The following is a 25,404-nucleotide window of genomic DNA, read 5'->3' on the forward strand; positions in this document are numbered from 1 at the left end:
CGCTGGATTGCGATCAGCGCCCTGCGATCCTGCCATGGTTTTCTTATTTCGGATGGCGTCCATCCTTCTCGTAAGTAACGGGCACCTTGCCCGTCACGCCCAGCGGCCGGATTGCTGCTGAGGCGTACTGCACGGTCCGGGCAGGATCAGTCGAAGGGCGTATCTGCCTCTTTCCAGATCCAGCCAGACCGCATGATCCCGGATTCGCGAACGCCGCGATCGAAGCGGCGTCCTCGGCATCATGCCATCAACGCGCGCAACACCGCGCGCGCTCATTCCCAGTCGAAGCTCAACGGCGAATGTTGTGCTTCTCGAGCAGCGCCTTGTAGCGCGCCTCGTCGTTCTTCTTCAGATAGTCCAGCAGCGAACGGCGGGTCGAGACCAGCTTCAGGAGGCCGCGGCGGGAGTGGTTGTCCTTGCCATGGGTCTTGAAGTGGCTGGTCAGGTTGTTGATGCGTTCCGAGAGGATCGCAACCTGCACCTCGGGAGAACCGGTATCACCGGCCTTGGTGGCATTCGCCTTGATGATTTCCGCCTTGCGCTCTGCGGTCACCGACATCGTCAGTCTCTTTCGTTGCGACCGGAGCTGGCAGTCAGTCCGGTCAGGTTGAACACGCGCTTGGGGATGAGTTCGCCATTGCCAATTTCGGCAAGCGCCAGAAGGCGGCCTGCGACCGTGACATAGACTGTGCCGCTACTATTGGGCGCATCCCGTCCGCGCAACAAGACGGCCTGACCCCTGTGGAGCCTTGCCGCATCAGCCCGAGTGACGGCCAGTGCCGGGATGTCGTCCAGCGCGGTCTCAACGGGCAAGAGTGCGTCGGCGAGGCTTCCCTCACCGGACGCGGCTCTATTGCACAAAGCCTCCAACTGTTCCAGCGGAATCATGTCGTTCTCGGTAAACGGACCCACCAGGGTCCGCCGGAGCGCGCTGATATGGCCGTAACAGCCGAGGATTCGGCCCATGTCGCGGGCCAGCGCCCGGACATAGGTTCCCTTGCCGCATTCCGCCTCGAACACCGAATGGTCCGGGTCGGGCTGGTCGACGAGGGTCAGTTCATGGATCTCGACCGGGCGCGGCTGGAGCTCGACGACCTCGCCGTCGCGGGCGAGATCATAGGCGCGCTCGCCCTGGACCTTGATCGCGGAATAGCGCGGCGGCGTCTGCTCGATCCGGCCGGTAAATTGCGGCAGCAGCGCCCGGATCGCCGCGGCATCCGACCGGCTCTGGCTGGTCTCGACGACCCGTCCTTCGGTGTCGTCGGTATCGCGCTCCTCGCCCCAGGTCACGGTGAAGCGGTAGCGCTTGCGGCCGTCCATCACGAACGGGACGGTCTTGGTGGCTTCGCCGAGCGCGATCGGCAGGCCGCCGGAGGCGAGCGGATCGAGCGTGCCGGCATGGCCGGCGCGCTTGGCCTGGAACAGGCGCTTCACCACCGCCACGGCCTGGGTCGAGGTCATGCCGATCGGCTTGTCGAGCACGACCCAGCCATGGACGTCGCGGCGATCGCGGCGTGGCTGGTTGCCCTGACCGTTTCCTTGGCGCTGCTTGTTGCGCGGATCATTGTTGTCGCGCGGCGGGCGTCCGTCGGCAGAATGGATCGTCTTGGCGGCGGTCGGTTCGGCGCTCGGCGCGTCGACAGTGCCGGTTTCGGGGGGAATGGTCATCAGCTCTCTTCCGAATCCGAATTGAGGTCTCTCTGCACCGCGGGTGTTCGCAGTAATTTCTCGATCCGTTCCGCTTCGTCGAATCGCTCGTCGACGCGGAAGCGGATGTCAGGTGCAAATTTCAGGTTAACGCGCCGCGCGATGTCGCCGCGCAGGAACTTCTTGTTGCGCTCCAGCGCAGCGAGCACGACGTCCGTATCCTGTCCGCCGAGCGGCATGATGTAGATCGTGGCGAGCTTCAGGTCGGGCGACATGCGGACTTCGGGCACCGTAATGATGTGTCCCTCCAGGTCCGGGTCGTGCACGTCACCGTGGCTGAGAATGTCGGCGACAGCGTGACGCACGGTCTCGGCCACGCGCAACTGACGCTGCGAGCCGCCGGAAGCGGCGCTTCCCCTCTGGTGATGGCGAGGCATTTTTCAAAAATCCAATGGATCGTCGCCCGGCGTGAGCACGGGCGAGAGGATCATTCTGATTGAGTTCAACGACGCTTCGTTAAGTTCAAGGGACGCAGCGATTCCGCATGCGCACGGAATCGCTGCTCACTCGAATTGCAGCGCGCTCTGTAGGATTCGGACTTACAGCGAGCGCTGGATGGTCTCCACGCGATAACACTCGATGACGTCGCCGACACGCATGTCGCCGTAGCTCTCGAAGGCCATGCCGCATTCCTGGCCGGCCTGCACTTCCTTCACTTCGTCCTTGAAGCGCTTCAGGGTCGACAGCTTGCCCTCGTGAACCACGACGTTGTCGCGGATCAGGCGGACATTGGCGCCGCGCTCCACGGTGCCGTCGGTGACGCGGCAGCCGGCGACCTTGCCGACCTTGGAGATGTTGAACACCTCCAGGATCTGCGCATTGCCGAGCATGGTTTCCCGAAGCGTGGGGGCCAGGAGACCGCTCATCGCCTTCTTCACGTCATCCACGAGGTCGTAGATGATGTTGTAGTAGCGGATCTCGATGCCGTTGCGCTTGGCGAGCGCGGCCGCTTCCTTGTTGGCTCGTACCGAGAAGCCGATGATCGCGGCGTTGAAGCCTTCGGCCAGCGTGACGTCGGACTCGCTGATGCCGCCGACGCCGGCATGCAGGATGCGGGCGGCGACCTCCTCGGTGCCGAGCTTCTCCAGCGAGCCGAGAATGGCTTCCAGCGAGCCCTGCACGTCGGCCTTGATGACCAGCGGGAATTCCTTGCGGCCCGCAGTCTTCAATTGCGACATCATCTGTTCGAGCGAACCGCGCATGCCGGAGATCGAGGCTGCCGCGTTCTCCCGCTTCTGGTGCGCGCGGTAGCTGGTGACCTGGCGGGCACGGGCTTCGTTCTCGACGACGGCGAGACGATCGCCGGCTTCCGGCGGACCGTTGAAGCCGAGCACCTCGACCGGCACCGACGGGCCTGCTTCCTGCAATGTCTCACCCTGATCCGAGATCAGCGCGCGGACGCGGCCCATCTCGGCGCCGGCGACGATGATGTCGCCGACCCGCAACGTGCCGCGCTGGACCAGCACGGTGGCGACCGGGCCGCGGCCACGATCGAGCTTGGCTTCGATCACGGTGCCTTCGGCCGGGCGATCCGAATTGGTCTTGAGGTCGAGAATGTCGGCCTGCAGCGCGATCATTTCGAGCAGACGATCGAGGTTGGTCTTGTTCTTGGCGGACACCTCGACGTCGACGACCTCGCCGCCGAGCGATTCGACCTGCACCTCGTGCTGGAGCAGCTCGGTGCGGACGCGCTCGGGACGGGCGTCGGGCTTGTCGATCTTGTTGATCGCGACGATCATCGGCACCTTCGCCGCCTTGGCGTGGTTGATGGCCTCGATCGTCTGCGGCATGACGCCGTCATCGGCCGCGACCACCAGCACCACGATGTCGGTGACCTTGGCGCCGCGGGCGCGCATCGCGGTGAACGCGGCGTGGCCGGGCGTGTCGATGAAGGTGATCTTCTTGCCGGAATCCGGCGCGGTCACCTGATAGGCGCCGATGTGCTGGGTGATGCCGCCGGCTTCGCCCGAGACCACGTTGGCGTGACGCAGCGCGTCGAGCAGCGAGGTCTTGCCGTGGTCGACGTGGCCCATCACGGTCACGACCGGCGAGCGCGGCTCGGTGTCGGTCGAATCGTCGACGACGTCGAACAAACCCTCTTCGACGTCGGACGCCGCGACGCGCTTGACGCTGTGGCCGAGCTCCTCGGCGATCAGCTGCGCGGTGTCGGCATCGATCACGTCGGTGATCTTGTGCATCGCGCCCTGGCGCATCAGCAGACGGATCACGTCGACCGCGCGCTCCGACATGCGGTTCGCCAGCTCCTGGATGGTGATGGCTTCCGGAATCGTCACCTCGCGGACGAGCTTCTCCTTCTGCTCGTTGGCGGCATGGCCCTTCAGGCGCTGCGTGCGGCGGCGGAACGATGCGATCGAGCGCTCGCGCACATCGTCGGCCGTCAGTGCCGTGACCACCGTCAGGCGGCCGCGCTGCTTCTGCGGACCCGGCTTGTGCGTGGTCTTCGGCGGCGGTGCAGGACGTGCGGCTCCGCCGGGACCCCTGCGGATCTGGCGCGGACCCTCATCCTCGTCCGGACCGGCGGCAACTGCCGCCGGCGCGCGGCCGAGCGGACCGCCGGCGGCAGGACGGGCGCCGGCCGGGCGTGCGCCCGCCGGCTGAGCGCCGCCGGGCCGCGAGCTCGGACCACCAATCTGCTGCGGCCGGCTGCCCGGTGCGCCGACGGGCCTGCCGGGGGCGGGCGTCGAGCGGGCCGGTGCGGTCGCCGCGGGCTGCGGCGCGGATGTCGCCGGACGGGGCGCCTCGCCTTCGCCGAACCGCTTCTTGGCCTCGAGCTCGGCCTTGCGTTTGGCTTCCTCTTCGTGGCGGTGCCGCTCTTCCTCGGCCTTGCGGCGCGCCTCGGCAGCCTCGCGCTCGGCGCGTTCGGCGGCTTCGCGCTCGGCACGGCGGCGCGCTTCCTCTTCGGCCTGGCGGCGTTCCTCGATGTCGCGCACGCGGGCATCGGCCAACGCGCTGGCGCGCGCCGACCGCTCGTCCTCCGTCAGGGTGCGCAACACGACCCCGGATCCGCCGCGCTGCGACGAGCCGGATGGGCGCGGTCCGGATGAGCGCGGCGATGGCGGGGGCGGCGGCGCCTTGGCGACGGTCGGCTCCGGCGCATGCGGAGCATCGGGCCCCCCATCGCCGACGCGGCGCTTGCCGCGCTTCTCGACCACCACCTGCTTGCTCCGGCCATGTGGGAAGCTCTGGCGTACCGTGCCGGTCTCGACGCGCGGCTTCAGCGTCAAGGTCTTGCTCGGGACACTCAGTTTCTTGTCGCCCGGAGTGTTGTTGTCGGCCATTCAGTCGTCCTAATCTCGTTACCAGCGTGCGGGCTACCGCACCGTCTCATTCGTGCAATCGTCGCGATGTCTTCGTAGCTATGGCTTCAAAGTGCTATGTCTTCGAAGTCGAAGCAGATTTCGTGGCCGCGGTTCCGGCAATCTTGTCAGCGTCGGCCGACCGGTATCGGACCAGTGTCTGGCTGCGCGACAGGAATGTCCTGCTCGCCGGGCCTGCGAGCACGGCAGCATGTATCACATTTGAGCGCCCAAGTGCCAAATCCAATTCTGCCGAAGTGAGACAGCAGATGATCGGAATTGTCGGGGCTTGGCCCTGGTCCCCGTCGTTCGGCCGCACCAGCGCGTCGAGCTTGCGGATCCCGTCGGCTGCGCCATCCGCGGCATGGACGAGGGCAGCCAATGTCGACCGCGATTGCCGCTGCGACAGCGCCGCTTCCACCTTGGAGAAACCGGAGACGGCCTGGCCGGCCTTGGCGGCAATCCCCAGCGCTTCGATCGCGCTGCGGGCCAGCAAGGCTTCCAGGTCTTCGGCAAGGGTCGGCGGGACGCGGACGTTGGTCTTGAAGCCTCGGCTGAAATGGTGACGCCGCACCGCCTCCGCAACCGCCTGGCGCGAGGCGGTGATCCACAATCCCCGACCGGGCAGCTTGCGCTTGATGTCGGGCACGACCTCGCCCGACGGGCCGACGACGAAGCGGATCAGCTCGCCGATCGGCCGCACGTCGCGGCTGACCGCGCACATGCGCATGGTCGCGGACTTCTCGGTCCGCGGTCCATTGTCGAGCTCGGGGTCGGCCAAAGCGAGCATGCGGTGATGCGGCTCCTCATCTCAAGCGAGCTGGGTCAGGGTGGGGGTCATCGTGCCGTCCATGGGGCGAGCCAAACGGGTCAGGCGGGCTGTCCTTCGGTCGCTTCGTCCTCATTCTCGGCTTCCGCTTCGGTCTTGGCGAGGTCGGCCTCACTGATCCAGCCGGCCTTGACGCGAGCCTGCATCACCATGGCTTCGGCGTCGTCGCGGGAGACATCGAGACCGTCGAGAATGCCGGCGAATTTGGTGGCTTCGCCGCCCTCCTTGCGCTCGGTCCAGCCGACCAGATCGTCGGTGGCGCAGCCCGCGAGATCCTCGACCGTCTTGATGTCGTTCTCGCCGAACTTGACCAGCATCTTGGTGGTCACGCCGGGCACATCCTTCACCGCGTCCTCGACGCCGAGCTCCTTGCGCTTGGCCTCGAGCTCGGCTTCCTGCTGCTCGAGGAATTCGCGGGCGCGGGTCTGCAGCTCGGTCGCGGTCTCCTCGTCGAAGCCCTCGATGCCGGCGAGATCCTTGAGGTCGACCAAAGCGAGCTCCTCGACCGAGGTGAAGCCTTCGGACGCCAGCAGCTGGCCGACGACCTCGTCGACGTTCAGCGATTCCATGAATACGCGGGTGGAATTCTCGAAGTCGGCCTGACGGCGCTCCGATTCCTCCTGCTCGGTCAGAATGTCGATGTCCCAGCCGGTCAGCTGCGAGGCGAGGCGGACGTTCTGGCCGCGGCGGCCGATGGCGAGCGAGAGCTGGTTGTTGGTGTCGGGCACCACGACCTCGATGCGCTCGCGGTCCTCGTCGATGACGACCTTGGCGACTTCAGCCGGCGCCAGCGCGTTGACCACGAAGGTCGCGATGTCGGGCGACCACGGGATGATGTCGATCTTCTCGCCCTGCAGCTCGTTCACCACGGCCTGCACGCGCGAGCCGCGCATGCCGACGCAGGCGCCGACCGGATCGACCGAGGAATCGCGCGACACGACGCCGATCTTGGCGCGCGAGCCGGGGTCGCGGGCGACCGCCTTGATCTCGACGATGCCGTCATAGATTTCCGGCACTTCCTGCGCGAACAGCTTGGCCATGAACTGCGGATGGGTGCGCGACAGGAAGATCTGCGGGCCGCGGGTCTCGCGGCGGACGTCGAACACGTAGGCGCGGACGCGGTCGCCGTTGCGGAACACCTCGCGCGGCAGCATCTCGTCGCGGCGGATGATCGCCTCGCCGCGGCCGAGGTCGAGGATCACGCTGCCATATTCGACGCGCTTGACGACGCCGTTGACGATGTCGCCGATGCGGTCCTTGAACTCCTGATACTGCCGGTCGCGCTCGGCTTCGCGCACCTTCTGCACGATGACCTGCTTGGCCGACTGTGCGGCGATGCGGCCATATTCCAGCGGCGGCAGGGTGTCGGCGATGGTGTCGCCGATCTGCGCGCCCGGATTGGCGCGGCGGGCATCATCCAGCGAGATCTGGTTGGAGGGGTTCTCGACCTTCTCGACCACCAGCATGTGGCGCGACAGCCGCAGCTCACCCTTCTTCGGATCGATCTCGGCGTGAACGTCGGTCTCGCTGCCATAACGAGCGCGGGCGGCCTTGGCGATCGCGTCTTCCATGGCAGCGATCACGATGCCGCGATCGATCGACTTCTCGCGCGCGACGGCGTCGGCGATCTGCAGCAGTTCCAACCGGTTGGCGCTGACGGCCATGGCTCAAATCTCCTCTAATCAGGATCGATCTCGCCTCTGCGCGCGCGGTCGGCGGCGAGGCGATGTTTCTTGGTGTTGGTCGGCAGCGGCTTCTTGACCGGCTGCTTGTCCTTCGATTTCGGTTTTGGCTTGGCCTGGGCCGCCGGCTTGGCGTGCGGCGCCAACGGTGGCGCCAGCCCGAGGTCGCGCTTCTTCTCGCGCTCGGCGGCCTTGCCGCGGCGCATGGATTCGGCGATCAGCTCGTCGGTCAGCACCAGCTTGGCGTCGCCGATGTCGGCCATCGGCAGCACGACGTCCGCCTCCTGGTCCTTGGCCACGTCGTCGCGGGTGATGCGCACGCCGTCGCCTTCGACGCCGGCGATGATGCCGCGGAAGCGTTTGCGGTTCTGATGTGCCACCGCCATCTCGATCTTGACCAGATGACCGGCGTGGCGGGCGAAATCGGAACGGCGGACCAGCGGCCGGTCGATGCCCGGCGAGGAGATCTCGAGCCGGTAGGCGCGGTCGATCGGGTCGGCGATGTCGAGCACCGGCGACAGCGCCCGCGACACCGCCTCGCAATCCTCGATCTGCATCGTGCCGTCGGGACGCTCGGCCATCACCTGGACCGTGCAACCACCTTCGCCCGAAATGCGGATCCGCACCAGGCGGTACCCCATTCCCTGCAGCACCGGGTCGGCCACCGCCGCCACGCGCGCCGCAACGCCCGGCTCGACGACGAGACGGGGCTCGGTCAGGAGGTCGGTGTCAGCGGCTGCGAACGTAGGTTCCGTCATCGAGGCGTCGATCGCGTGTCTTGCTTGGATGGGCCGTGGGGCCTGTTCGATCGCGCTCACCGGACCGATCCCGCCCACGGCGGAGCGATCCAGGTAACAAAAAAGAGCGGGTCCGGAAGGGCCCACCCTCACTACGCGATCGTATATGAGATGATGTTTGATGGCGCTCATATAGCCGCTTTGCCGCCTGACGGCAAGGGTCGTGTCGGCTCAAACGGGGCCTGGAACTGGGAATTCATTCCGCGCCGAGACCGCGGATCGGATCGTTTTCCCCGACCGGCAACGGCTGAATGCCGCAGGGTCTAACCCTTCATTCACCAAGATCGCTTAAAAATAAGCTGAGTTCGCGCTTTTCGCCCCGTCGTCATGCCGCAAGGAGCGGAGCGCACGGAAACGTGTCGTGTTGCGTATCGAGTAGACGTCATGACCCCCGCTACCGCGCTGATCCCCGGCCTCGGCGGGATCGTCAGGCATGGCAATGCTGAACGCGGCCTTGAGGCCACGCGCCGCATCGCCGACCTGTTCTTCGAGGATGCGACGAAGCTGCGTCCCGAGCACATCAATCTGTTCGACGGTCTCCTGATCGATCTGGTCCCGTTCGCGGATCTGCCGACGCGGATCGATCTGGCGGAGCGGTTGTCGCGGCTCCTCAGGGCGCCACGTGCCGTCGTCGGCCGGCTCGCGCGCGACGACGAGGTTGCGGTGGCGGGTCCGCTGTTGCGCCGCTCGCTCGTGCTCGACGATCCCGCGCTCATCACTATTGCGCGCGACAAGAGCCAGGGTCATCTGCTCGCGATGGCGGAGCGGCCGCGCCTGTCGGCTGATATGACGGACGTGCTGGTGCGCCGTGGTGATCGCGACGTGGTGCGGCGGACCGCTGCCAATGATGGCGCAGCGTTTTCCCCGCGCGGCTACGCCGCGCTGATCCACCGCGCGAGTTCCGACGGCGTGCTGACCCTCACGGTCGGTCGGCGCGACGATGTTTCCGACGATCATCTGAAACAACTGCTGGCCGGCTCGCTCGATGTCGTCAGGCGGCGGCTGTTCGATGTCGTGCGGCCGGACAAGCAGGCGAGGATCAAGCAGGCTCTCGCCGAGCTTGCCGATGCGGCGCGCGCAACGAACAGCACGCGCAATTTCGTGCCCGCGCAGCGGACCATCCTGTCGCTGTATGAAGCCGACGCCTTGGACCAGTCGGCGCTGTTCCGCTTCGCATCCGAGCACAAATACGAAGAGGTCATCGCGGCGCTCGCCGCAATGACCGGACTTAAGATCGCGACGCTCGACCGGCTGGTGTCGGGCGATCGTCACGATCCGCTTCTGATCCTGGGGCGCACGATCGGGCTCGACTGGCGCACCGTGCATGCACTGATCCTGCTGCGCCTCGGACCGAAACGCGTGCCGGCGCAGCGCGACATCGATGCGATCAGGGTCAACTACGCGCGCCTGCTGCCATCGACCGCCGAGCGTATCGTCGCGTTCTGGAAGACACGACATTGAACGACGTCGCCGGCATAGCGGTCAGCGCCGGCGGAAGATCAGATAGTTGGCGACGCGGCCTTCGCGCGTCGCCTTCCGTCCGTAGCGCGTCATGGTGTAGCCCGGCCAGGGCAGGCGCCAGTCGTCGGCGCGCTCGGCCGTCCAGGCGAAGTCGGGCGAACGCAGCAGATGCCACAGCGTCCAGGCGCAATAGTCGGCGATGTCGCTGACGAAGCGGAACTCGCCGCCGGGCTTCAGGACGCGCGCCATCGCGGCGACCGTTGCATCCTGCACGAAACGCCGCTTCCAGTGCCGCCGCTTCGGCCAGGGATCGGGATGGATCAGGTCGATCCGCTGCAGCGACTGCGGCGGCAGCCAGGCCAGCAGCTCGGCGGCATCGCCCGCCAGCAGCCTGATATTGCCGATGTTGTCGGCCTCGATGGCCGACAGGATCTTGGCCATGCCGTTGACATAGGGCTCGCAGCCGATGAAGCCGGTGGTCGGAAACGCCTTTGCTTCGGCGGCAAGATGCTCGCCGCCGCCAAACCCGATCTCCAGCCGCAGCGCGTCGACCGGCGGATGGTACAGCGTGGGCAGCACGGCTTCCGCGGGCGCGGCGAGATCGAGCGCGAGGTGCGGCAGCAGGTTGTCGACCAGGCCGGCCTGATGCGCCCGCAGCTTGTGGCCCTTGCGCCGGCCGAAGAACGAGCCCTGACCATGCAAGGCCTCGGTGCTGGCGTGATCGTCGTCGACAGGCATGTTGATCGTGGTGCTCATCGCAGGGTTTGATAGAGACGGTAGAGCAGCCTTGTCCGCGGCTCGATCGAGGAGATGTACATCTGCTCGTAATGCGTATGCGCGCCCTTGCCGTCGACGCCGAGCCCATCGAGCGTCGCCGTGAACGGTGCGGTGAAATTGCCGTCGGAACCGCCGCCCGTATAGGTGTCGATCAGCTCGAATCCTATCTCTTCGGCCAGTGATTTCGCATGCTCGAACAAGGCCGCGCCGGCGTTGCCCTTGACGTAAGGCGGCCGGTTCACCTCGCCGCTGACTTCAACCGTGACGCCATCGCTGCGCGAGGTCAGCCCCAGGATCTTGGGCAGGATTTCCTCTGCATCGGCTGGCGTCGGTAGCCGCGCATCCACCTCCGCATGGGCTTCCTCTGCGATGACGTTGGGACGTGTGCCGCCGCGCACCACGCCGACATTCACGGTAATGCCGCGCGCGGGGTCGTTGAGCGCTTCGAGCGCATGGATGACGTTGGCGAGTTCGCGGATCGCACTGCGTCCATCCTGTGGACGCGCGCCGGCATGCGCGGGCACGCCGCGGATGGCCACGTCGAACCGCGCCACGCCCTTGCGTCCGGTCACGATCTTGCCGCCGTCACGCGCCGGCTCGGTGACGAGGACGTATTTGGCCTTGCGGCCCTCATCCTCGATCAGCGCGCGCGAGGTCGGGCTGCCGATCTCTTCATCCGAGACGAACAAATGAGTAATGCCGAGCGGCGATTTTTCACCGCCTGCGCAGAGCTGACGAAAGGCGTGAAAGGCGAGATACGCGCCGCCCTTCATGTCGTAGATCCCCGGACCGTACGCGACGTCACCGTCGACCGAAAACGGCAGCCGCGCGATGAACCCGATCGGGTGCACCGTATCGAGATGGCTGAGGACCAGAATTCCGGGCTCGGCCTGTCCCCATGACGACCGCGCGATGAGATGGTCGCCGCAGCCGTCGCGTCCGGCGATCCGTTCGATCGTGGCATCAAGCCCGCGATAGCCATCCGCGACAAGGGAAGCCAGCTTGTTGACCTGATCAGGCGCCTCGGTTGGGGTCTCGATCTCGACCCATTGGCGGATGCCTTCGAGAATTGTGCGACTATCGAACGGGCTGATGCTGGTGGTCATAGCTTTGTAAATCGTTCTCGATGGTTACGAAGTGGTAGCAGGCGGTGGACGCGTTGGCGCGTCGCGGGGCGGGTTGGCGGCTGGGACGCCGGAGTTCCAGGCCACATGTGCATAAAACGATTTAGAGCGCGATAGCGTTTCCCGAAGGGGAGCCATCGCGCTCTATTGGTCGCAATCGAAGTTGTCTATCGGCCCATTCGTCCTGCGAAGCGTTGCATGCCCAGCGCGACGCTCGCAAAACGCGTTCTGCTAATGGCCCCCCGAGGCGCTGACATTCATATGAGAGGAAATCGCGATAGGAATGTCAGCGCCGGCGCATCAGCTAGCCTTCTTCCGGAGCTTCGCGATCAGCGATCTGCTCGACCAGGTCGACGATGCTGCGACGAAGCTTTGAATCGTGGATCCGCGTGAATGCGCGGGTCAACGCCAGTCCTTCTGAGGTTGCCAGGAAATCAGACACATAGGCGGGCGAAGCGCCTTCGCCGAAAGCTTCACCGTTGGTCCCGCCACTCGGGACCCCTTCGAACAGGAAGGAGACCGGGACCTGCAGAACCTCCGAGATCTGCTGAATCCGGCTGGCGCCGACTCGATTGGTGCCTTTTTCGTACTTCTGTATCTGCTGGAACGTGAGTCCGAGAGCCTCACCAAGTTTTTCCTGGCTCATGCCCAACATGATACGGCGCATCCGCACCCGGCTGCCGACATGCTTGTCAACAGGGTTGGGCGCTTTCGTCGACATCTCTCAACTCCTTAGAATGGGCCTCGGAACGAGGCGGTCGCAGTATGCCTCAGGCGCTCACACCGTCAATTTCTGTTCGCATGCGTACTAACGAAGACGGCCGAGCAACGATCTGGACGGCTCATGCTGCCGCGCGAGAATGCGAATTGCAGCAGCTATCTGTCAACACTTGGGGTTTTGCTTGTCAAAAAAAATCTTACGGACCCGGAAAGAATCGAGATCTTGCTGTCGTCAGGGAAGCTTTTGAGCAACACGTCTGCGAACGACGGTGCTCAGGGCGATCACTAACAGAATCGCAACCGGAATGTCGCCGAGCTTTGCATAGACTGTCGGCTGCAACGCAACAGGCAGCGCGGAATCCAGCACGCCCTCTGCACCGAGTGGCAATTGCTTAACGATACGGCCGACGGGATCGATCACTGCAGAGATGCCGGTGTTCGCAGATCGAACTAATGGAAGTCCTTGCTCGATCGCGCGCCACTGCGCCTGCTGCAGATGCTGATGAGGACCGGTCGAAATGCCGAACCATCCGTCGTTGGTCAAGTTGACGATCCAGCCCGGGCGTTCTTCGCTCGGCACGCTGTCACTCGGAAATATCGCCTCGTAGCAGATCAAAGGAAGAACACGCGGGGCGTGTGGCACGTCCAGGTTGCGTCGCGCCGTGCCCGGGATGAAACCGCCCTGCACCCGCGTCAGCTGCTCGAGCCCGATCCGCTCCAGCAGAGTCTGGAACGGCAGGAACTCGCCGAACGGGACCAGATGGAGCTTGTCGTAGACCGACAGCACGGTGCCGTCGTGGTCGATCACGTAGATCGAATTGTAGGCCCGGGTGATGGGAACGTTCCGAGGCTCGTCGGGGGCGCGGACCGAACCGGTGATCAGCACCGCGCCCGGCGACAGCAGGTCGGCGATCTGGCCCATCGCGTCCGCCTCGCGGGTCAGGAAGAACGGGAACGCCGATTCCGGCCAGATCAGGACATTGGTGTCGCGGACACCGGTGGCTGTCGGACCGGAGGCGCGATCCGACAGCGCCAGATAGCGGCGCATGACGTCGGCCTTGGCGCCATAGTTGAATTTGACGTCCTGCTGCAGGTTCGGCTGCATGATCCGCAGCTTGAGACCGGCGACGAAGGCGGTCGGATGCAGGCCGATCCGGATGACGCCGAACACGCCCATCACCACCAGCAAGGCGGCCGCTGCGGCCGGCACCCGCCAGCGCTCGCGCCAGGTCTTGCCGTCGATCAGCACCGCAGGGCTGGCAAAGATCGCGATCGCCAGGAACGTCATGCCCCAGATCCCGATCAGCGACGTCGCCTGCGCCAGCGCGAGCGGCTGCGACAGGGCATAGCCGAACGTGTTCCAGGGGAAGCCGGTCAGCGCGTGGCCGCGGAGCCATTCGCTCGCGGTCAGGCAGACGGCGAGCGCCAGGATACGGGTTGCACCACGCGTCCAGATCAACCGCGCCAATGCGAAGCCCAGGGCTGGAAACAGCGCGAGATACGCCGGCAGGCCCAGCACGGCGAACGGCATCAGCCAGGCGAAGGTGTCGGCATCGACCAGGAACGCGTTGCCGATCCAGTACAGGCCGGGCACGAAATAGCCCATGCCGAAGCAGAAGCCGCTGAAGGCGGCAGCCGGGATGCCGCGCCGCCGTCCCGCCGCCGCACCATCGATCAGCCAGACCAGCACCGGGAAGGTGATCGCAAGCACCGGCCAGGCGTTGAACGGAGCCATCGCAAGCGAGGAGAGCGCGCCGGCGGCGAGCGCGATCCCCGCGCGCTTCCAGCCCCAGGCCAGGACAACGCCGATGGCGAGGCCGCGAATCGTCGATGGGCGGATCACTGTGAGCTGGCTCCGTCGCCGCGTGGCGGGCTGCTATCGTCATGGCCCGGCGCCGGGCCGGCCTCTGCCGGCGGCGGCTCGGCCGGGACGTCCGTGTCCGGCGGGGTCGCTTCCGGCGCCATTTCGCGGCGCCGGCTCTCGCGCGGCGGGCGGGGTGTGGGACGCTCCTTGCGCGGCGCGATGCGCAGCCGCTTGACCCGGCGCGGATCGGCATCGAGCACCTCGACCTCGAAATTGCCGGGGCCGGAGATCAACTCGCCGCGCACCGGCAGCCGGCCGACATGATTGACGAGATATCCGCCGAGCGTCTCCACCCCTTCGCCTGCCTCTCCGGTCACGAACTCCTCGCCGATCACCCGGCGCACGTCGTCGAGGCTGGCGCGGGCGTCCGCGATGAAGGCGTTGTCGGCCTGCCGCACGATCGCCGGCGGCTCGTCGCTGTCGTGCTCGTCGTCGATCTCGCCGACGATCTGCTCGACGATGTCCTCGATCGAGACCAGCCCGTCGGTGCCGCCATATTCGTCGACGACCAGCGCCAGATGGATGCGCGAGGCCTGCATCTGCGCGAGCAGGTCGATCGCGCGCATCGACGGCGGCACATAGAGCAGCTTGCGGATGATGTTGGCCTCGAACAGCGGCATCGACAGGTCGACGGCCTTCAGGTCGAGACCGGCCGGCAGCGGCTTCTTGCGCCGCGCCTTCACCTCGTCCGAGACGCGCGCCTGCGCGGTGGTGAAGGCGAGCAGGTCGCGGATATGCACCATGCCCTCGGGATCATCGAGCGTGTCGTTGTAGACCACGAGCCGTGAATGCGAGGCGCTCTCGAACAGGCTCATCAGCTCGCCGAGCGTGATGTCGCGCCTGACCGCGACGATGTCGGCGCGATGCACCATGACGTCGGCGATCCGCCGCTCGTGCAGATCGAGGATGTTGCGCAGGAGCGTGCGCTCGACCGCGGAGAAGCCGATGTCGTCGGGTGTCGAGGCGTCGAGCACGACCTGCAGATCGTCGCGCACCGATCCGCCGCCCTTCCATCCGAACAGATTACGCAGCGCGCGCAGGAGCCAATTCTCGCTCGGCGAGCGGCCGAGCTCGGATGCCGGCACCACGGCCGGAAGATTGCGCGTGTTGCGCGGATTGTCGTGAATGGGTTCGGAGTCGGCCATGATCAATTCGTCCGCTCCCGGTCGGCATAGGGATCGGGGATGCCGAGATGGGCGAGGATCTCGCGCTCGAGCGCTTCCATCTCCTCGGCCTCGTCATCGGTCTCGTGATCGTAGCCGACGAGATGCAGGAATCCGTGTACGGTCAGATGGCTCAAATGGTGCGCGAACGGCTTCTGCTCCTCGTCGGCCTCGCGCCGCATCGTCTCGTAGGCGATGGCGATGTCGCCGAGCATGCGCGGTGCGTCGTCCTCGCCGCGCGGCCCGGTCGGCTGCAGCGCCGGAAACGACAGCACGTTGGTCGGCTTGTCGATGCCGCGCCAATTGCTGTTCAGGGTGCGGATGCCGTCGTCGTCCGTCAGCATCACCGCGATCTCGGCGTCTCCGACGTCCGCGTCGACCGTCTCAGCGGCGGCGACGATGGCGCGATGTATGACCTCCTCGGCGTCGGGCTGGTCCTGCCAGCAGTCGGCTGCGACGATCACCTCGGTGGTTGGAATGGGACTTTGTGGCATCCTGGTCGTTCTGTGCGGATGGCGCTCGGATCATGCGCCGATCGGCGAGCTTGCTCCGGGGGTCAGCGCGCCTTTGGGCTCTCATAGGCGGCGACGATACGCGCCACCAATTCGTGGCGAATGACGTCCTCGCCGGTGAACCTGACCTGTGCGATCCCTTCGACGCCGTCGAGCAGCCGCGCGGCCTCGGCAAGGCCCGACGTCTGGCCGTTCGGCAGATCGATCTGGGACGGATCGCCGGTGATGATCATGCGGCTGTTCTCGCCCAGACGCGTGAGGAACATCTTCATCTGCATCGACGTCGTGTTCTGCGCCTCGTCGAGAATGATCGCGGCATTGGTCAAGGTGCGCCCGCGCATGAAGGCGAGCGGCGCGATCTCGATCTCGCCGGCCTGCAGCGCGCGTTCGACGATGCGCGCATCCATCAGATCGTACAGCGCGTCGTAGATCGGACGCAGATAGGGATCGACCTTCTCGCGGAGGTCACCAGGCAGGAAGCCGAGCCGCTCGCCAGCTTCGACCGCCGGGCGCGAGAGGATGATGCGGTCGACTTCCTTGCGCTCGAACAGCTGCGCCGCATGCGCGACCGCAAGCCAGGTCTTGCCGGTGCCGGCCGGGCCGATGCCGAACACGAGCTCGTGGCGCTTCAGCGCGCGGATGTAGGAATCCTGCGCGGCGGTGCGGGCGCGCACCGGGCGCTTGCGCAGGTTGATGCTCTCGAACGCGTTCTTGGCGTTCTTGGCGTCGAACTCGAACAGCGAGCCTTGCGCCACCACGGCGCGGATCGCGCCCTCGACGTCGCCCTGCGCCAGATCCTGGCCCTTGACGGCCTGCGCATAGAGCGATTCGAGCACGCGCCGCGCGGCATCGCAGCCGTCGCGGCTGCCGCCGATGGTGATGTGGTTGCCGCGGGAATCGACGACGACGCCGAGCCTACGCTCCACCAGGGCCAGATTCTGGCCGTAGGGGCCGACCAGGGCGGAAGCGGCGCGGTTGTCGTCGAAATCGATGACGACCTGGGTCTCGGGAGGCATGGACATGTCGCGGTCGAACTTGCGGCTGGGAGCGAGGGAAGACGAATCCGATGCGCTCTTGGGCAAGTGCTCAGCCTCCGATGGATACAAGGGGCGTGGGGGAGATCGCTGCCGGCGCGGCCGTGACGAGCTCGCCGAGCAGGCTGTAGCGTTCGAGGCTGTCGATCCGCACCGGCAGAACCTGACCGATGATGTCGTCGGAGGCCATGACGTGGGCCGGCTGCAGATACGCGGTCCGTCCGACCAGCTGTCCGGGCTTGCGCGCCGCGCGCTCGAACAGCACGTCGACGACCTGGCCGATCGCGGCCTTGTTGAAGGCTGCTTGCTGGCTGTCGATCAAGCTCTGGAGGCGCTCCAATCGCTCGTCCATCTCGGTCGCTGACACCATCTCCTGCATGTCCGCTGCCGGGGTTCCCGGACGCGGCGAATACTTGAACGAATAGGCTGCAGCGTATCCGATTTGATCGATCAGCGCGAGGGTGGCGCGAAAATCTTCCTCGGTCTCGCCCGGGAACCCGACGATGAAATCCGAAGAGAATGCAATGTCGTGACGGGCGGCGCGAAAACGGTCGACGACATCCCGGTAATCGGACGCAGTGTGTTTGCGGTTCATGGCATTCAGGATTCGGTCGGATCCCGACTGAACCGGAAGATGCACGAACGGCATCACCGCTCCGAGATCGCGATGCGCCGCGATCAGGCTGTCGTCGACGTCGTTGGGATGGCTGGTCGAGTAGCGAAGCCGCGCCACGCCCGGAATCTCGGCGATCCTGTAGAGCAGCCGCCCCAGCGTCCAGGGCCGGCCGTCAGGGCCTTCGCCGTGATAGGCGTTGACGTTCTGGCCGATCAGGGTGATCTCGCGAACGCCGTTCTCGGCGAGCTGCGTCACGTCGTCGACAATGCGCGCCACTGCGCGCGACATCTCGCTGCCGCGTGTATACGGCACCACGCAGAAGGTGCAGAACTTGTCGCAGCCCTCCTGCACGGTGACGAAGGCCGAGACGCCGCGGGCGCGGATCGCCTCGCGGCTGGGCTTCGCCAGGAAGCCAAACTTGTCCTGGGCCGGGAATTCGGTCTCGATGGCGCGCTCGCCGCGGCGGGCCTGGGCCAGGAGCTGCGGCAGATGGTGGTAGCTCTGTGGGCCGACCACGACGTCGACGGTGGGGGCGCGGGCGATGATCTCCTCGCCTTCCGCCTGAGCCACGCAGCCGGCCACGGCGATCTGCATCGTCCGGCCGGCCCTTGCGGCGTCCTCCTTCGCGACCCGCAGCCGCCCGAGTTCCGAATAGACCTTCTCGGAGGCCTTCTCGCGGATGTGGCAGGTGTTGAGGATCACGAGATCGGCGTCGCCGGCCTCGGCGGTCTCGACGAAGCCCTCGGATCCCAGCGTGTCCACCATGCGCTGGGCATCGTAGACATTCATCTGGCAGCCATAGGACTTGATGTGCAGCTTGCGCGGCGGCGTCATGAACCCTTGCATGCAGTCGGAGGCGCGCCAACGCGGCGCCGCGCTCAAATATAGGCTAGGGGGCCGAAAATCCAGCGACCGCTGGCTTTTTCTCGGACAGCCGGCCCAGAATCGCCGGCAGCTGCCGCATGTCGTCGAAAACCAGGGTGGCGCCGGCCGCGCGCAGATTGTCGGCGTGCCCAGGCCGGCAGTGGCTTCCGCCATGGAACCCGAGCACCGTCATGCCGGCGGCGACACCGCCCCGGATGCCGGCCAAGCTATCCTCGACCACCACGCAGGCCCCGGGACGTGCCCTCATCTGCGCTGCGGCGAACAGGAACAGATCGGGCGCGGGCTTGCCGTTCTCGACCTGGGAGGACGAGAAGATGTGCGGGGCGAGGCGATCGTAGAGCCGGGTGGCGCCAAGGCTGACGCGCATGCGTTGGTGCGATCCGGAGGAGGCGACGCAGACCGGCACGTCGATGGTGTCGAGCGCCTCCGTGATCCCGTCGATCGCCGTGAGGTCCTGCTCGAAGGCGCGGAACAGGCGGTCCTGCAGTTTCGGGTTGAAATCGTCGGGCAGGCTGTGGCCGAGCTCGGCCTCGACCTCAAGCTTCGCCTGTTTCAGGGAGCGGCCCAGGAACCGCGCGAACACCTGCTCGGTCGTGATCGGATAGCCGCACAGGCTGAGCACGTCGGCGTGGGTCTGACAGGAGATCACCTCGCTGTCGACCAGCACGCCATCGCAATCGAAAATGACGAGATCGAAGCTGGAAGCCGGCGCTGCGTCAGCCATTCGTCTCTTCGTCGAGGGGCACGCAATACAGCTCCAGCCGGTGGTCGACCAGCTTGTAGCCGAGCTTGCGGGCGATCTCGGCCTGCAGCTTCTCGATTTCCTCGGAGGTGAACTCGATCACCTTGCCGTCGCGCAGATTGATCAGATGATCATGATGGCTGTCGCGCATCTGCTCGTAGCGGGCGCGGCCCTCGCGGAAATCGTGGCGCTCGATGATGCCGGCATCCTCGAACAGCTTCACGGTGCGATAGACCGTGGAGATCGAGATCTTGTCGTCGACGGCGACGCAGCGCCGGTACAACTCCTCGACGTCGGGATGGTCGCAGGCTTCCGCGAGCACGCGGGCAATGACGCGGCGCTGCTCGGTCATGCGCATGCCGGTGGCGGCACAGCGGGCCTCGATTCCCGTGGAATTGAGCGCTGGCGTGGTTTTCAAGGAGGTCATCGTGTCTCGCCTCAAGGATGCGCTTTCTGCCACCAAGCGCAGGTTACGACAAGTCCCGGCGCATCAGAAGCGCATTCAACTGTTCCCCGCCGGGCTGAAGGTAATAGCGTTCCCGACGGCCCACGGTCGCAAATCCGGCGCGTTCATAGAGTCGGCGGGCCGGCTGGTTGTTTTCCTCCACTTCGAGAAAGACCGTCCGGACCCCGCGCCCCGCGAGGTGCCCGAGATGCTGCAGCAGCAGATCACGAGAAAATCCGCGGCCGCGCTGATTTGGGTCAAGTGCAACCGACAATATTTCCGCTTCGTCCGCGCCGATTCGCGAGACGATGAGGCCGACGAGTTTCCGCCCGAGCCGCAGCCGATGGATCATGGTGTTGCGCTCGGCCAGCATGGCCTCGAACTCGCCTTCGCCCCAGCCGCGGTGAAACGAGGCGGCGTGGATCTGGGCGAGCCTGGCGGCGTCGCGCGGCGCGGCCGCTTCGATCAACGGTTTGGGGCTGCCGAGCCAGCGGAAGAACATGTTCATGACGAGACGGCCGTCTGCGCCGGCGCGCGCGCCGCGCCGGCAGGCGGCTTGACGTCGGGCGCGCGCAGATAGAACGGCCGCGCCGGCGCGTGCGCCGGGTCCGCGGCCGCGCCGAGCCAGGCAACCCAGGATATGTCGGGTCCGTTTTGCGAGTCGACCGCAACTGGCGCGGCGGCTTCCGGAGGCCACCGTTCGGCCAGCAGCGCTGCGGCGTTGCCGACGAGGTGCGGGGCGCCGAGCCGCGCGACCGCCAAGATGTCGTCGATCGCAGCGACCTGAGGCGCGACCAGCTCTTCGCCGCTGCCGCTCACGACTTGGTAGTAGACATGGTCGTGCCGGGCATCGATCGCCGAGATCACCGGGTTGGTACGGTCTTCGCTGACGATGGGTGCGGCGTAGGCCGAGAGCGTGGTGACGCCGACGACCGGCTTGTGCGCCGCCAATGCAATGCCGCGCGCGGCGGAGAGGCCGACGCGCAGCCCGGTGAAACTACCAGGACCCGTCGTTACCGCGATGCGGTCGAGCTCGTGGAAGCCGACGCCCGACTGGCGCATCACGCGCGCGATCAGCGGCATCAGCGCCTCGGCGTGGCCGCGCTTCATCGGCAGCGTTTCCTCGGCGCGCATCGCGGCCGAATCAGTGTCCAGAACGGCAGCCGCGCAATGGTCGAGGGCAGTATCGATGGCGAGGATCAACATCCGGTCAGATTCGCATTGAAGGGAGCGCCGAATACCTTTTTGGGGCTTTGATAAAGTCGGTTGCCGCTTTCTTACATCCTGATCGGGAAAAACGCATCAAGACGCACGACCGAGAACGCAAACTACTGAATTGGCGCTCATTTAAGCAAATCTTTCCGGGCTATCGGAATGATCGTTCCGTTCGACGTTCAGCCCGCCGCGCCATCCGGTCGCAAAGGCCATGCCCGACGGTCCAGGTCGAGGCGATCAATCGCTCGCAAGCCCGTGCTCAGGATCGGCACCGACGGCATGGCGCGCAGAGCGCGGTAACCAGCGAGGTATCGTGGAGCATTCGGCGGGCGGCGGCCGTGGCCGCCACCGTCGGCAACGCAGCGTGAGCAGAGGCAGATGGCGATTAGCGCGCAGATCTATTCGCCAACCCCGTTCGCCATTGGCTTGCTACATCGGCCGGACTTCGACCACCTCGGGCACGAAGTGCTTCAGCAGGTTCTGGATGCCGTGCTGCAGGGTCGCGGTCGATGACGGGCAGCCGGAGCAGGCGCCCTTCATGTTGAGATAGACGATGCCGTCCTTGAAGCCGCGGAAGGTGATGTCGCCGCCGTCATTGGCCACCGCCGGACGCACCCGGCTCTCGATCAGGTCCTTGATCATGCCGACCGTCTCGGTGTCGGCCTCGTCGTAGAACTCGTCGTCCTCGTCGGCGGATTCGTCATTGGCGGCGCTGCCATCGGCGAGCAGCGGCGCGCCCGACATGTAGTGCTCCATGATCGCGCCGAGGATCGCCGGCTTGAGGTGTTGCCATTCACCGTCGCTCTTGGTGACGGTGATGAAATCGGCGCCGTAGAACACGCCGGTGACGCCGTCGACGGCGAACAGGCGCTCGGCCAGCGGGGAGCGCGCGGCGGCGTCGCGGCTGCCGAACTCCATCGTGCCCGTGGGCAGTACGACGCGGCCCGGGATGAACTTCAAGGTGGCGGGATTGGGGGTGGCTTCGGTCTGGATGAACATGGTTTTCTCCGGCAGCGCCGGTTCAAGGCCGGCCTGTGGTGTCCTCATAGCAGATGGCGCGAACGCGCGCACGATCAAGGGGGCATGGCCGGCGTTTCCGATCTAAGCCTATGAAAGAGCGTCGAGATCGGCGTCACCGAGATCGCCCGGCACGATCACCAGCGGGATCGGGAAGGCGCCGCTCGTCTTGGTGACATGGGTGACCAGCGGGCCGGGGCCCTCGGGGCCGGAATGGGCGGCGAGCACCAGCAGCGCGATGTCGCTGTCGTGCTCGATCGTCTCCAGGATCTGCGCCGTCGGCTCACCCTCGCGGATCACCCGTTCCGGCGCGGTCACGCCGATCGCCGACAGCAGCGCCGCGGCCTGGTCGAGCTCGGCATGCGCCTGCTCCTGCGCCTCGGCCCGCATCAGGTCGGCGACCCCCAGCCATTGCTGGTTCTGGTCCTCCGTTTCGATGACGTGGAGCATGACGATGCGGCCGCCGGAACGGACCGCCCAGCGGCCGGCATAGCGGACCGCGCGGTCCCACTCCTCGCTGTCGTCGACCACGACCAGGCATTTCGGCGCATGGCCGGTCTGGTAGCTCTGCCGCTGCGCCGCCATCGCGTTCCCGCCTGCTGCTGCAAGTCGATCCGGCCGCGATGCTGCCACAGCCCGCCTCCGTTGGGGAGAGGGCTGCGGGTTCCATTGCGCCCGCAATGACAGCGGTGGTGCGGCTCCTAGTAGCCCGGATGTCGCTTCGCTCATCCTGGCTACGGCCGCAAGGCCGACTCCGGAGCGCGCGCCGTGCTGCTCAGGGCTTGCGGATGAAGCCGACGATGTCCTTGGCCGTCTTCATGGTCTCCGCGGCGATGGCCTGGGCGCGGTCGGCGCCGTCGACCAGGACGGACTCGACGTAGCCGGGATCGGCGGTCAGGCGCTTCATCTCGGCGGCGATCGGCCCGAGCTTGGTGACGCACAGCTCGACCAGCGCGTTCTTGAAGCTGGAGAACTGGCCGCCGCCGAAATCCCTGAGCACGTCGGCCTTGCTGCGGTCCGATAGCGCGGCGTAGATGCCGACGAGGTTGTCGGCCTCGGGACGTGCGTCCAGCCCCTTTTCCTCGGTCGGCAGCGGCTCCGGATCGGTCTTGGCCTTGCGGACCTTCTGCGCGATCGTATCGGCATCGTCCGTCAGGTTGATGCGCGAATAGTCCGAGGCATCGGACTTCGACATCTTCTTGGTCCCATCGCGCAGCGACATCACGCGCGTCGCGGGACCGGTGATGAAGGGTTCCGGAAGCGGGAAGAACAGGCCGTCGCCGAAGCCGTGGCTGCGGATCGAGTCGCCGTAGTCATTGTTGAACTTCTGCGCGATGTCGCGCGAGAGCTCGAGATGCTGCTTCTGGTCCTCGCCGACCGGAACATGGGTGGCGCGGTAGAGCAGGATGTCGGCGGCCATCAGCACCGGATAGTCGTAGAGGCCGACCGATGCGTTCTCGCGATCCTTGCCGGCCTTCTCCTTGAACTGCGTCATGCGGTTCAGCCAGCCGATGCGCGCGACGCAGTTGAAGATCCAGGCGAGCTCGGCATGCCCGGAGACCTGGCTCTGGTTGAACACGATGTGCTTCTTCGGATCGATGCCGGCCGCGATGAACGCCGCGGTGACCTCGCGGGTGTTGCGCGCCAGCTCGGCCGGGCCGCCCCAGACATCGATCGGCATGGTGATCGCGTGCATGTCGACGACGCAATAGATGCAGTTGTGCGTCTCCTGCATCTTCACGAAGTTGACGATCGCGCCGAGGTAGTTGCCGAGATGCAGGTTGCCGGTCGGCTGGACGCCCGAGAAAACCCGTTCCACGAAAGCCATGGTCACTGTTCCGGATGATGATTTTGGGGGGTCGTTTGGCACGTGCGCCTCAAAGGTGCAAGTCGCCGGCGGGCTTTTGCCGGATCGCCCGGACGGTTTCGCGCCAGCTCACGGCGCCCAGGGACAATAGAAGCACTCCGTAGAGGATGATGGCGCCGCTGATCAGGGCGGCGAGCAGCACGGCCGCGCCGAGATGGCTGCTGCTCCACGTGCCGGCGAAGCGTCCGGCGACGGTCCAGAGGACGGTGCCCATGATCGCGGCGGCCAGGGTGATGCGCGGCAGCCGGCGCCGCGAGACGGGAGGAAGCGCGAAGCCGAAGCTGGTGGCGCCACGCCGGATCAGGACCGCCGCATTGGCCCAGGCACCGAGCGCGAGCCCTGCCGCGATGCCACTTGCCGCAAACAATTGTGCGAGCAGGAACGCCAGCGCGATCGCGACACCGCATCCGATCAGCGTCGCGCGCAGCGGTGTCTGCGTGTCCTCGCGCGCGAAGAAGGCAGGCTGCAGCGCCTTGGTCAGTACTTGCGCCGGCAATGCCGCCGCGAGCCATGTCAGCACCTGCGCCGTCGCGGCGGCATCGTCCGAGCTGAACGCGCCATGTTCGAACAGCAAACGAATGATCGGCTCGTTCAGGATCATCAGTCCGAGCGCCGCAGGCAGCGCGAGCCCGATCGTCAGCTCGAGGCCGCGCGATTGCACCTCCGCCAGCGCCTGCTTGTTGCCTTCGTGCAGCGCACGCGTCAGCTCCGGCACCAGCACCGTGCCCATGGCAACGCCGACGAGCCCGAGTGGTAGCTCGATGAGGCGGTTGGCGAAATACAGCCACGAGACCGCGGAAGGCGAGGCGGAGGCGATGATCGCGCCGCCGACCGCGATCAGTTGCGGGCCGGCGCTGGCGACCATGCCGGGCAGCGCTTTGGCGAAGAAGCCGCGCATTTCCGCACGGAAGGTGACGCGCACCGGCGAGGCGAGGGGGCCATCGCGGCCTCGCCGCGCGAGGACGGCGAGCTGCAGCAGCCCGGCGACGCCGATCGTTGCGGCGAGCAGCAGCGCGGCGTTCGCAGGATCCGGATGTTGCATCAGCAGCACGATGGTCACGACGATCAGCGCGACGTTGAAGAGCAGCGGCGCAAACGCGGCCAGCGCGAAGCGGCCTCGTGCACTGGAGAGTGCGAGCAGCACGGTCGCGGGGCCGGCGAAGGCGAGATAGGGCAGCATCAGCCTGGCATCATTGACGGCCAGGGTGAGCGTCTCTTCACCGGCGAAGCCTGGTGCGAGCACCGTCATCGCGAACGGCATCAGCAGCGCCAGCACGAGCGTTGCCGCGAGCAGGCCGGCGCTGACCGTGCCGAGCACGCGCCCGGCAAAGGCTGCCGCCTGCATTGTGCCACCGTGCTGGTATATTCGCAGCCAGGCCGGCACCAAAGCTGCATTGAGCGCGCCCTCCGTCAGCAATCGCCTGATGACGTTGACGAGCTGAAACGCCGCGAGAAATGCGTCCGCGACCGGACCGGCGCCGAGCAGCGCGGCCATCAGCGCATCCCGGATGAAGCCGAGCAGGCGCGAGGCCAGTGTTCCTGACAACACAGTCACGAATGAGCGGATCATCAGGCTTCTATAGCAGCGCTGCTTGTGATAGGCCGCAGCGTTTGCAAAACGCCGTAAACG

General features: G+C 66.2%; 24 protein-coding genes. 1 reads left to right on the plus strand and 23 read right to left on the minus strand.

The genetic code is table 11. The features are described 5' to 3' along the window. Positions 1 to 289: 289 nt before the first annotated feature. From rpsO to rimP, 7 genes are all read right to left on the minus strand, one after another. Positions 290 to 559, minus strand: coding sequence for a 30S ribosomal protein S15 (rpsO, locus tag QX039_RS13515; protein WP_009025947.1), 270 nt, complete (start codon positions 557 to 559; stop codon positions 290 to 292). A gap of 2 nt (positions 560 to 561) precedes the next feature. After that, a complete protein-coding gene (gene truB, locus QX039_RS13520; protein WP_315773314.1) occupies positions 562 to 1,668 on the minus strand; it encodes a tRNA pseudouridine(55) synthase TruB in 1,107 nt (368 codons plus the stop codon). After that, positions 1,668 to 2,084 (minus strand): 30S ribosome-binding factor RbfA, encoded by a 417-nt coding sequence (rbfA, locus tag QX039_RS13525; RefSeq protein WP_315735600.1) that lies wholly within the window; start codon positions 2,082 to 2,084, stop codon positions 1,668 to 1,670. Before rbfA ends, truB begins: the two co-directional genes overlap by 1 nt. Positions 2,085 to 2,246: 162 nt before the next feature. Next, positions 2,247 to 5,006 (minus strand): translation initiation factor IF-2, encoded by a 2,760-nt coding sequence (infB, locus tag QX039_RS13530; protein ID WP_315735598.1) that lies wholly within the window; start codon positions 5,004 to 5,006, stop codon positions 2,247 to 2,249. Positions 5,007 to 5,100: 94 nt separating this feature from the next. Then, entirely contained in the window at positions 5,101 to 5,814 is a 714-nt protein-coding gene (locus QX039_RS13535; RefSeq protein WP_315773313.1) for an RNA-binding protein, read from the minus strand. Positions 5,815 to 5,894: 80 nt separating this feature from the next. Further along, positions 5,895 to 7,517, minus strand: coding sequence for a transcription termination factor NusA (nusA, locus tag QX039_RS13540; RefSeq protein WP_315735594.1), 1,623 nt, complete (start codon positions 7,515 to 7,517; stop codon positions 5,895 to 5,897). A gap of 14 nt (positions 7,518 to 7,531) precedes the next feature. Then, positions 7,532 to 8,293: a ribosome maturation factor RimP gene (gene rimP, locus QX039_RS13545; protein ID WP_315773312.1), complete on the minus strand. Its 762-nt coding sequence runs from the start codon at positions 8,291 to 8,293 to the stop codon at positions 7,532 to 7,534. A 423-nt stretch (positions 8,294 to 8,716) separates the two neighbouring features. Between rimP and QX039_RS13550 the strand changes: the two genes are divergently transcribed. After that, positions 8,717 to 9,793, plus strand: a complete 1,077-nt coding sequence (locus QX039_RS13550) for a DUF2336 domain-containing protein (RefSeq protein ID WP_315735590.1) — start codon at positions 8,717 to 8,719, stop codon at positions 9,791 to 9,793. A 21-nt stretch (positions 9,794 to 9,814) separates the two neighbouring features. Here the strand turns inward: QX039_RS13550 and QX039_RS13555 are convergent, their stop codons facing one another. From QX039_RS13555 to murJ, 16 genes are all read right to left on the minus strand, one after another. Next, positions 9,815 to 10,549, minus strand: a complete 735-nt coding sequence (locus tag QX039_RS13555) for a tRNA (guanine(46)-N(7))-methyltransferase TrmB (RefSeq protein WP_315735588.1) — start codon at positions 10,547 to 10,549, stop codon at positions 9,815 to 9,817. Further along, the gene (locus QX039_RS13560) at positions 10,546 to 11,676 is read right to left on the minus strand and encodes a M20 family metallopeptidase (protein ID WP_315735586.1); all 1,131 of its coding nucleotides are present in this window, start codon (positions 11,674 to 11,676) and stop codon (positions 10,546 to 10,548) included. The genes QX039_RS13555 and QX039_RS13560 overlap by 4 nt, the downstream gene beginning before the upstream one ends. A 322-nt stretch (positions 11,677 to 11,998) precedes the next feature. Continuing rightward, the gene (locus QX039_RS13565; RefSeq protein ID WP_006615449.1) at positions 11,999 to 12,415 is read right to left on the minus strand and encodes a helix-turn-helix domain-containing protein; all 417 of its coding nucleotides are present in this window, start codon (positions 12,413 to 12,415) and stop codon (positions 11,999 to 12,001) included. A gap of 231 nt (positions 12,416 to 12,646) precedes the next feature. Continuing rightward, positions 12,647 to 14,257 carry an apolipoprotein N-acyltransferase gene (gene lnt / locus QX039_RS13570; RefSeq protein WP_315735584.1) on the minus strand — a complete coding sequence of 537 codons (1,611 nt, stop codon included), beginning with the start codon at positions 14,255 to 14,257 and terminating at the stop codon, positions 12,647 to 12,649. Continuing rightward, on the minus strand, positions 14,254 to 15,423 hold the full coding sequence (locus QX039_RS13575) for a hemolysin family protein (protein ID WP_315735582.1): 1,170 nt from the start codon (positions 15,421 to 15,423) through the stop codon (positions 14,254 to 14,256). Before QX039_RS13575 ends, lnt begins: the two co-directional genes overlap by 4 nt. A gap of 2 nt (positions 15,424 to 15,425) precedes the next feature. After that, the gene (ybeY, locus tag QX039_RS13580) at positions 15,426 to 15,935 is read right to left on the minus strand and encodes an rRNA maturation RNase YbeY (RefSeq protein WP_315735580.1); all 510 of its coding nucleotides are present in this window, start codon (positions 15,933 to 15,935) and stop codon (positions 15,426 to 15,428) included. 62 nt (positions 15,936 to 15,997) lie between these two features. Continuing rightward, complete coding sequence (locus tag QX039_RS13585; RefSeq protein ID WP_315735578.1) at positions 15,998 to 16,975, minus strand: PhoH family protein; 978 nt, start codon at positions 16,973 to 16,975, stop codon at positions 15,998 to 16,000. A 64-nt stretch (positions 16,976 to 17,039) separates the two neighbouring features. Further along, positions 17,040 to 18,437 (minus strand): tRNA (N6-isopentenyl adenosine(37)-C2)-methylthiotransferase MiaB, encoded by a 1,398-nt coding sequence (gene miaB, locus QX039_RS13590; RefSeq protein WP_315735576.1) that lies wholly within the window; start codon positions 18,435 to 18,437, stop codon positions 17,040 to 17,042. Positions 18,438 to 18,492: 55 nt separating this feature from the next. Beyond that, positions 18,493 to 19,212, minus strand: a complete 720-nt coding sequence (locus tag QX039_RS13595; RefSeq protein ID WP_315735574.1) for an HAD family hydrolase — start codon at positions 19,210 to 19,212, stop codon at positions 18,493 to 18,495. After that, entirely contained in the window at positions 19,205 to 19,657 is a 453-nt protein-coding gene (locus tag QX039_RS13600; protein ID WP_315716937.1) for a Fur family transcriptional regulator, read from the minus strand. The genes QX039_RS13595 and QX039_RS13600 overlap by 8 nt, the downstream gene beginning before the upstream one ends. 43 nt (positions 19,658 to 19,700) lie before the next feature. Beyond that, a complete protein-coding gene (gene rimI, locus QX039_RS13605) occupies positions 19,701 to 20,183 on the minus strand; it encodes a ribosomal protein S18-alanine N-acetyltransferase (RefSeq protein ID WP_315735571.1) in 483 nt (160 codons plus the stop codon). Then, complete coding sequence (gene tsaB / locus QX039_RS13610; protein WP_315735569.1) at positions 20,180 to 20,881, minus strand: tRNA (adenosine(37)-N6)-threonylcarbamoyltransferase complex dimerization subunit type 1 TsaB; 702 nt, start codon at positions 20,879 to 20,881, stop codon at positions 20,180 to 20,182. The genes rimI and tsaB overlap by 4 nt, the downstream gene beginning before the upstream one ends. A gap of 438 nt (positions 20,882 to 21,319) precedes the next feature. Next, positions 21,320 to 21,889 carry a NifU family protein gene (locus tag QX039_RS13615; RefSeq protein ID WP_315735567.1) on the minus strand — a complete coding sequence of 190 codons (570 nt, stop codon included), beginning with the start codon at positions 21,887 to 21,889 and terminating at the stop codon, positions 21,320 to 21,322. A 108-nt stretch (positions 21,890 to 21,997) separates the two neighbouring features. Beyond that, positions 21,998 to 22,492 carry a universal stress protein gene (locus QX039_RS13620; protein WP_315716941.1) on the minus strand — a complete coding sequence of 165 codons (495 nt, stop codon included), beginning with the start codon at positions 22,490 to 22,492 and terminating at the stop codon, positions 21,998 to 22,000. Between the two features lie 190 nt (positions 22,493 to 22,682). Then, positions 22,683 to 23,735 carry a tryptophan--tRNA ligase gene (gene trpS, locus QX039_RS13625; RefSeq protein WP_015663202.1) on the minus strand — a complete coding sequence of 351 codons (1,053 nt, stop codon included), beginning with the start codon at positions 23,733 to 23,735 and terminating at the stop codon, positions 22,683 to 22,685. 49 nt (positions 23,736 to 23,784) lie between these two features. Then, positions 23,785 to 25,344: a murein biosynthesis integral membrane protein MurJ gene (murJ, locus tag QX039_RS13630; protein WP_315735564.1), complete on the minus strand. Its 1,560-nt coding sequence runs from the start codon at positions 25,342 to 25,344 to the stop codon at positions 23,785 to 23,787. Positions 25,345 to 25,404: the final 60 nt, after the last annotated feature.

Source organism: Bradyrhizobium sp. SZCCHNR1043 (genome assembly GCF_032489675.1).
In the GTDB taxonomy this organism is placed as follows: Bacteria; Pseudomonadota; Alphaproteobacteria; order Rhizobiales; family Xanthobacteraceae; genus Bradyrhizobium.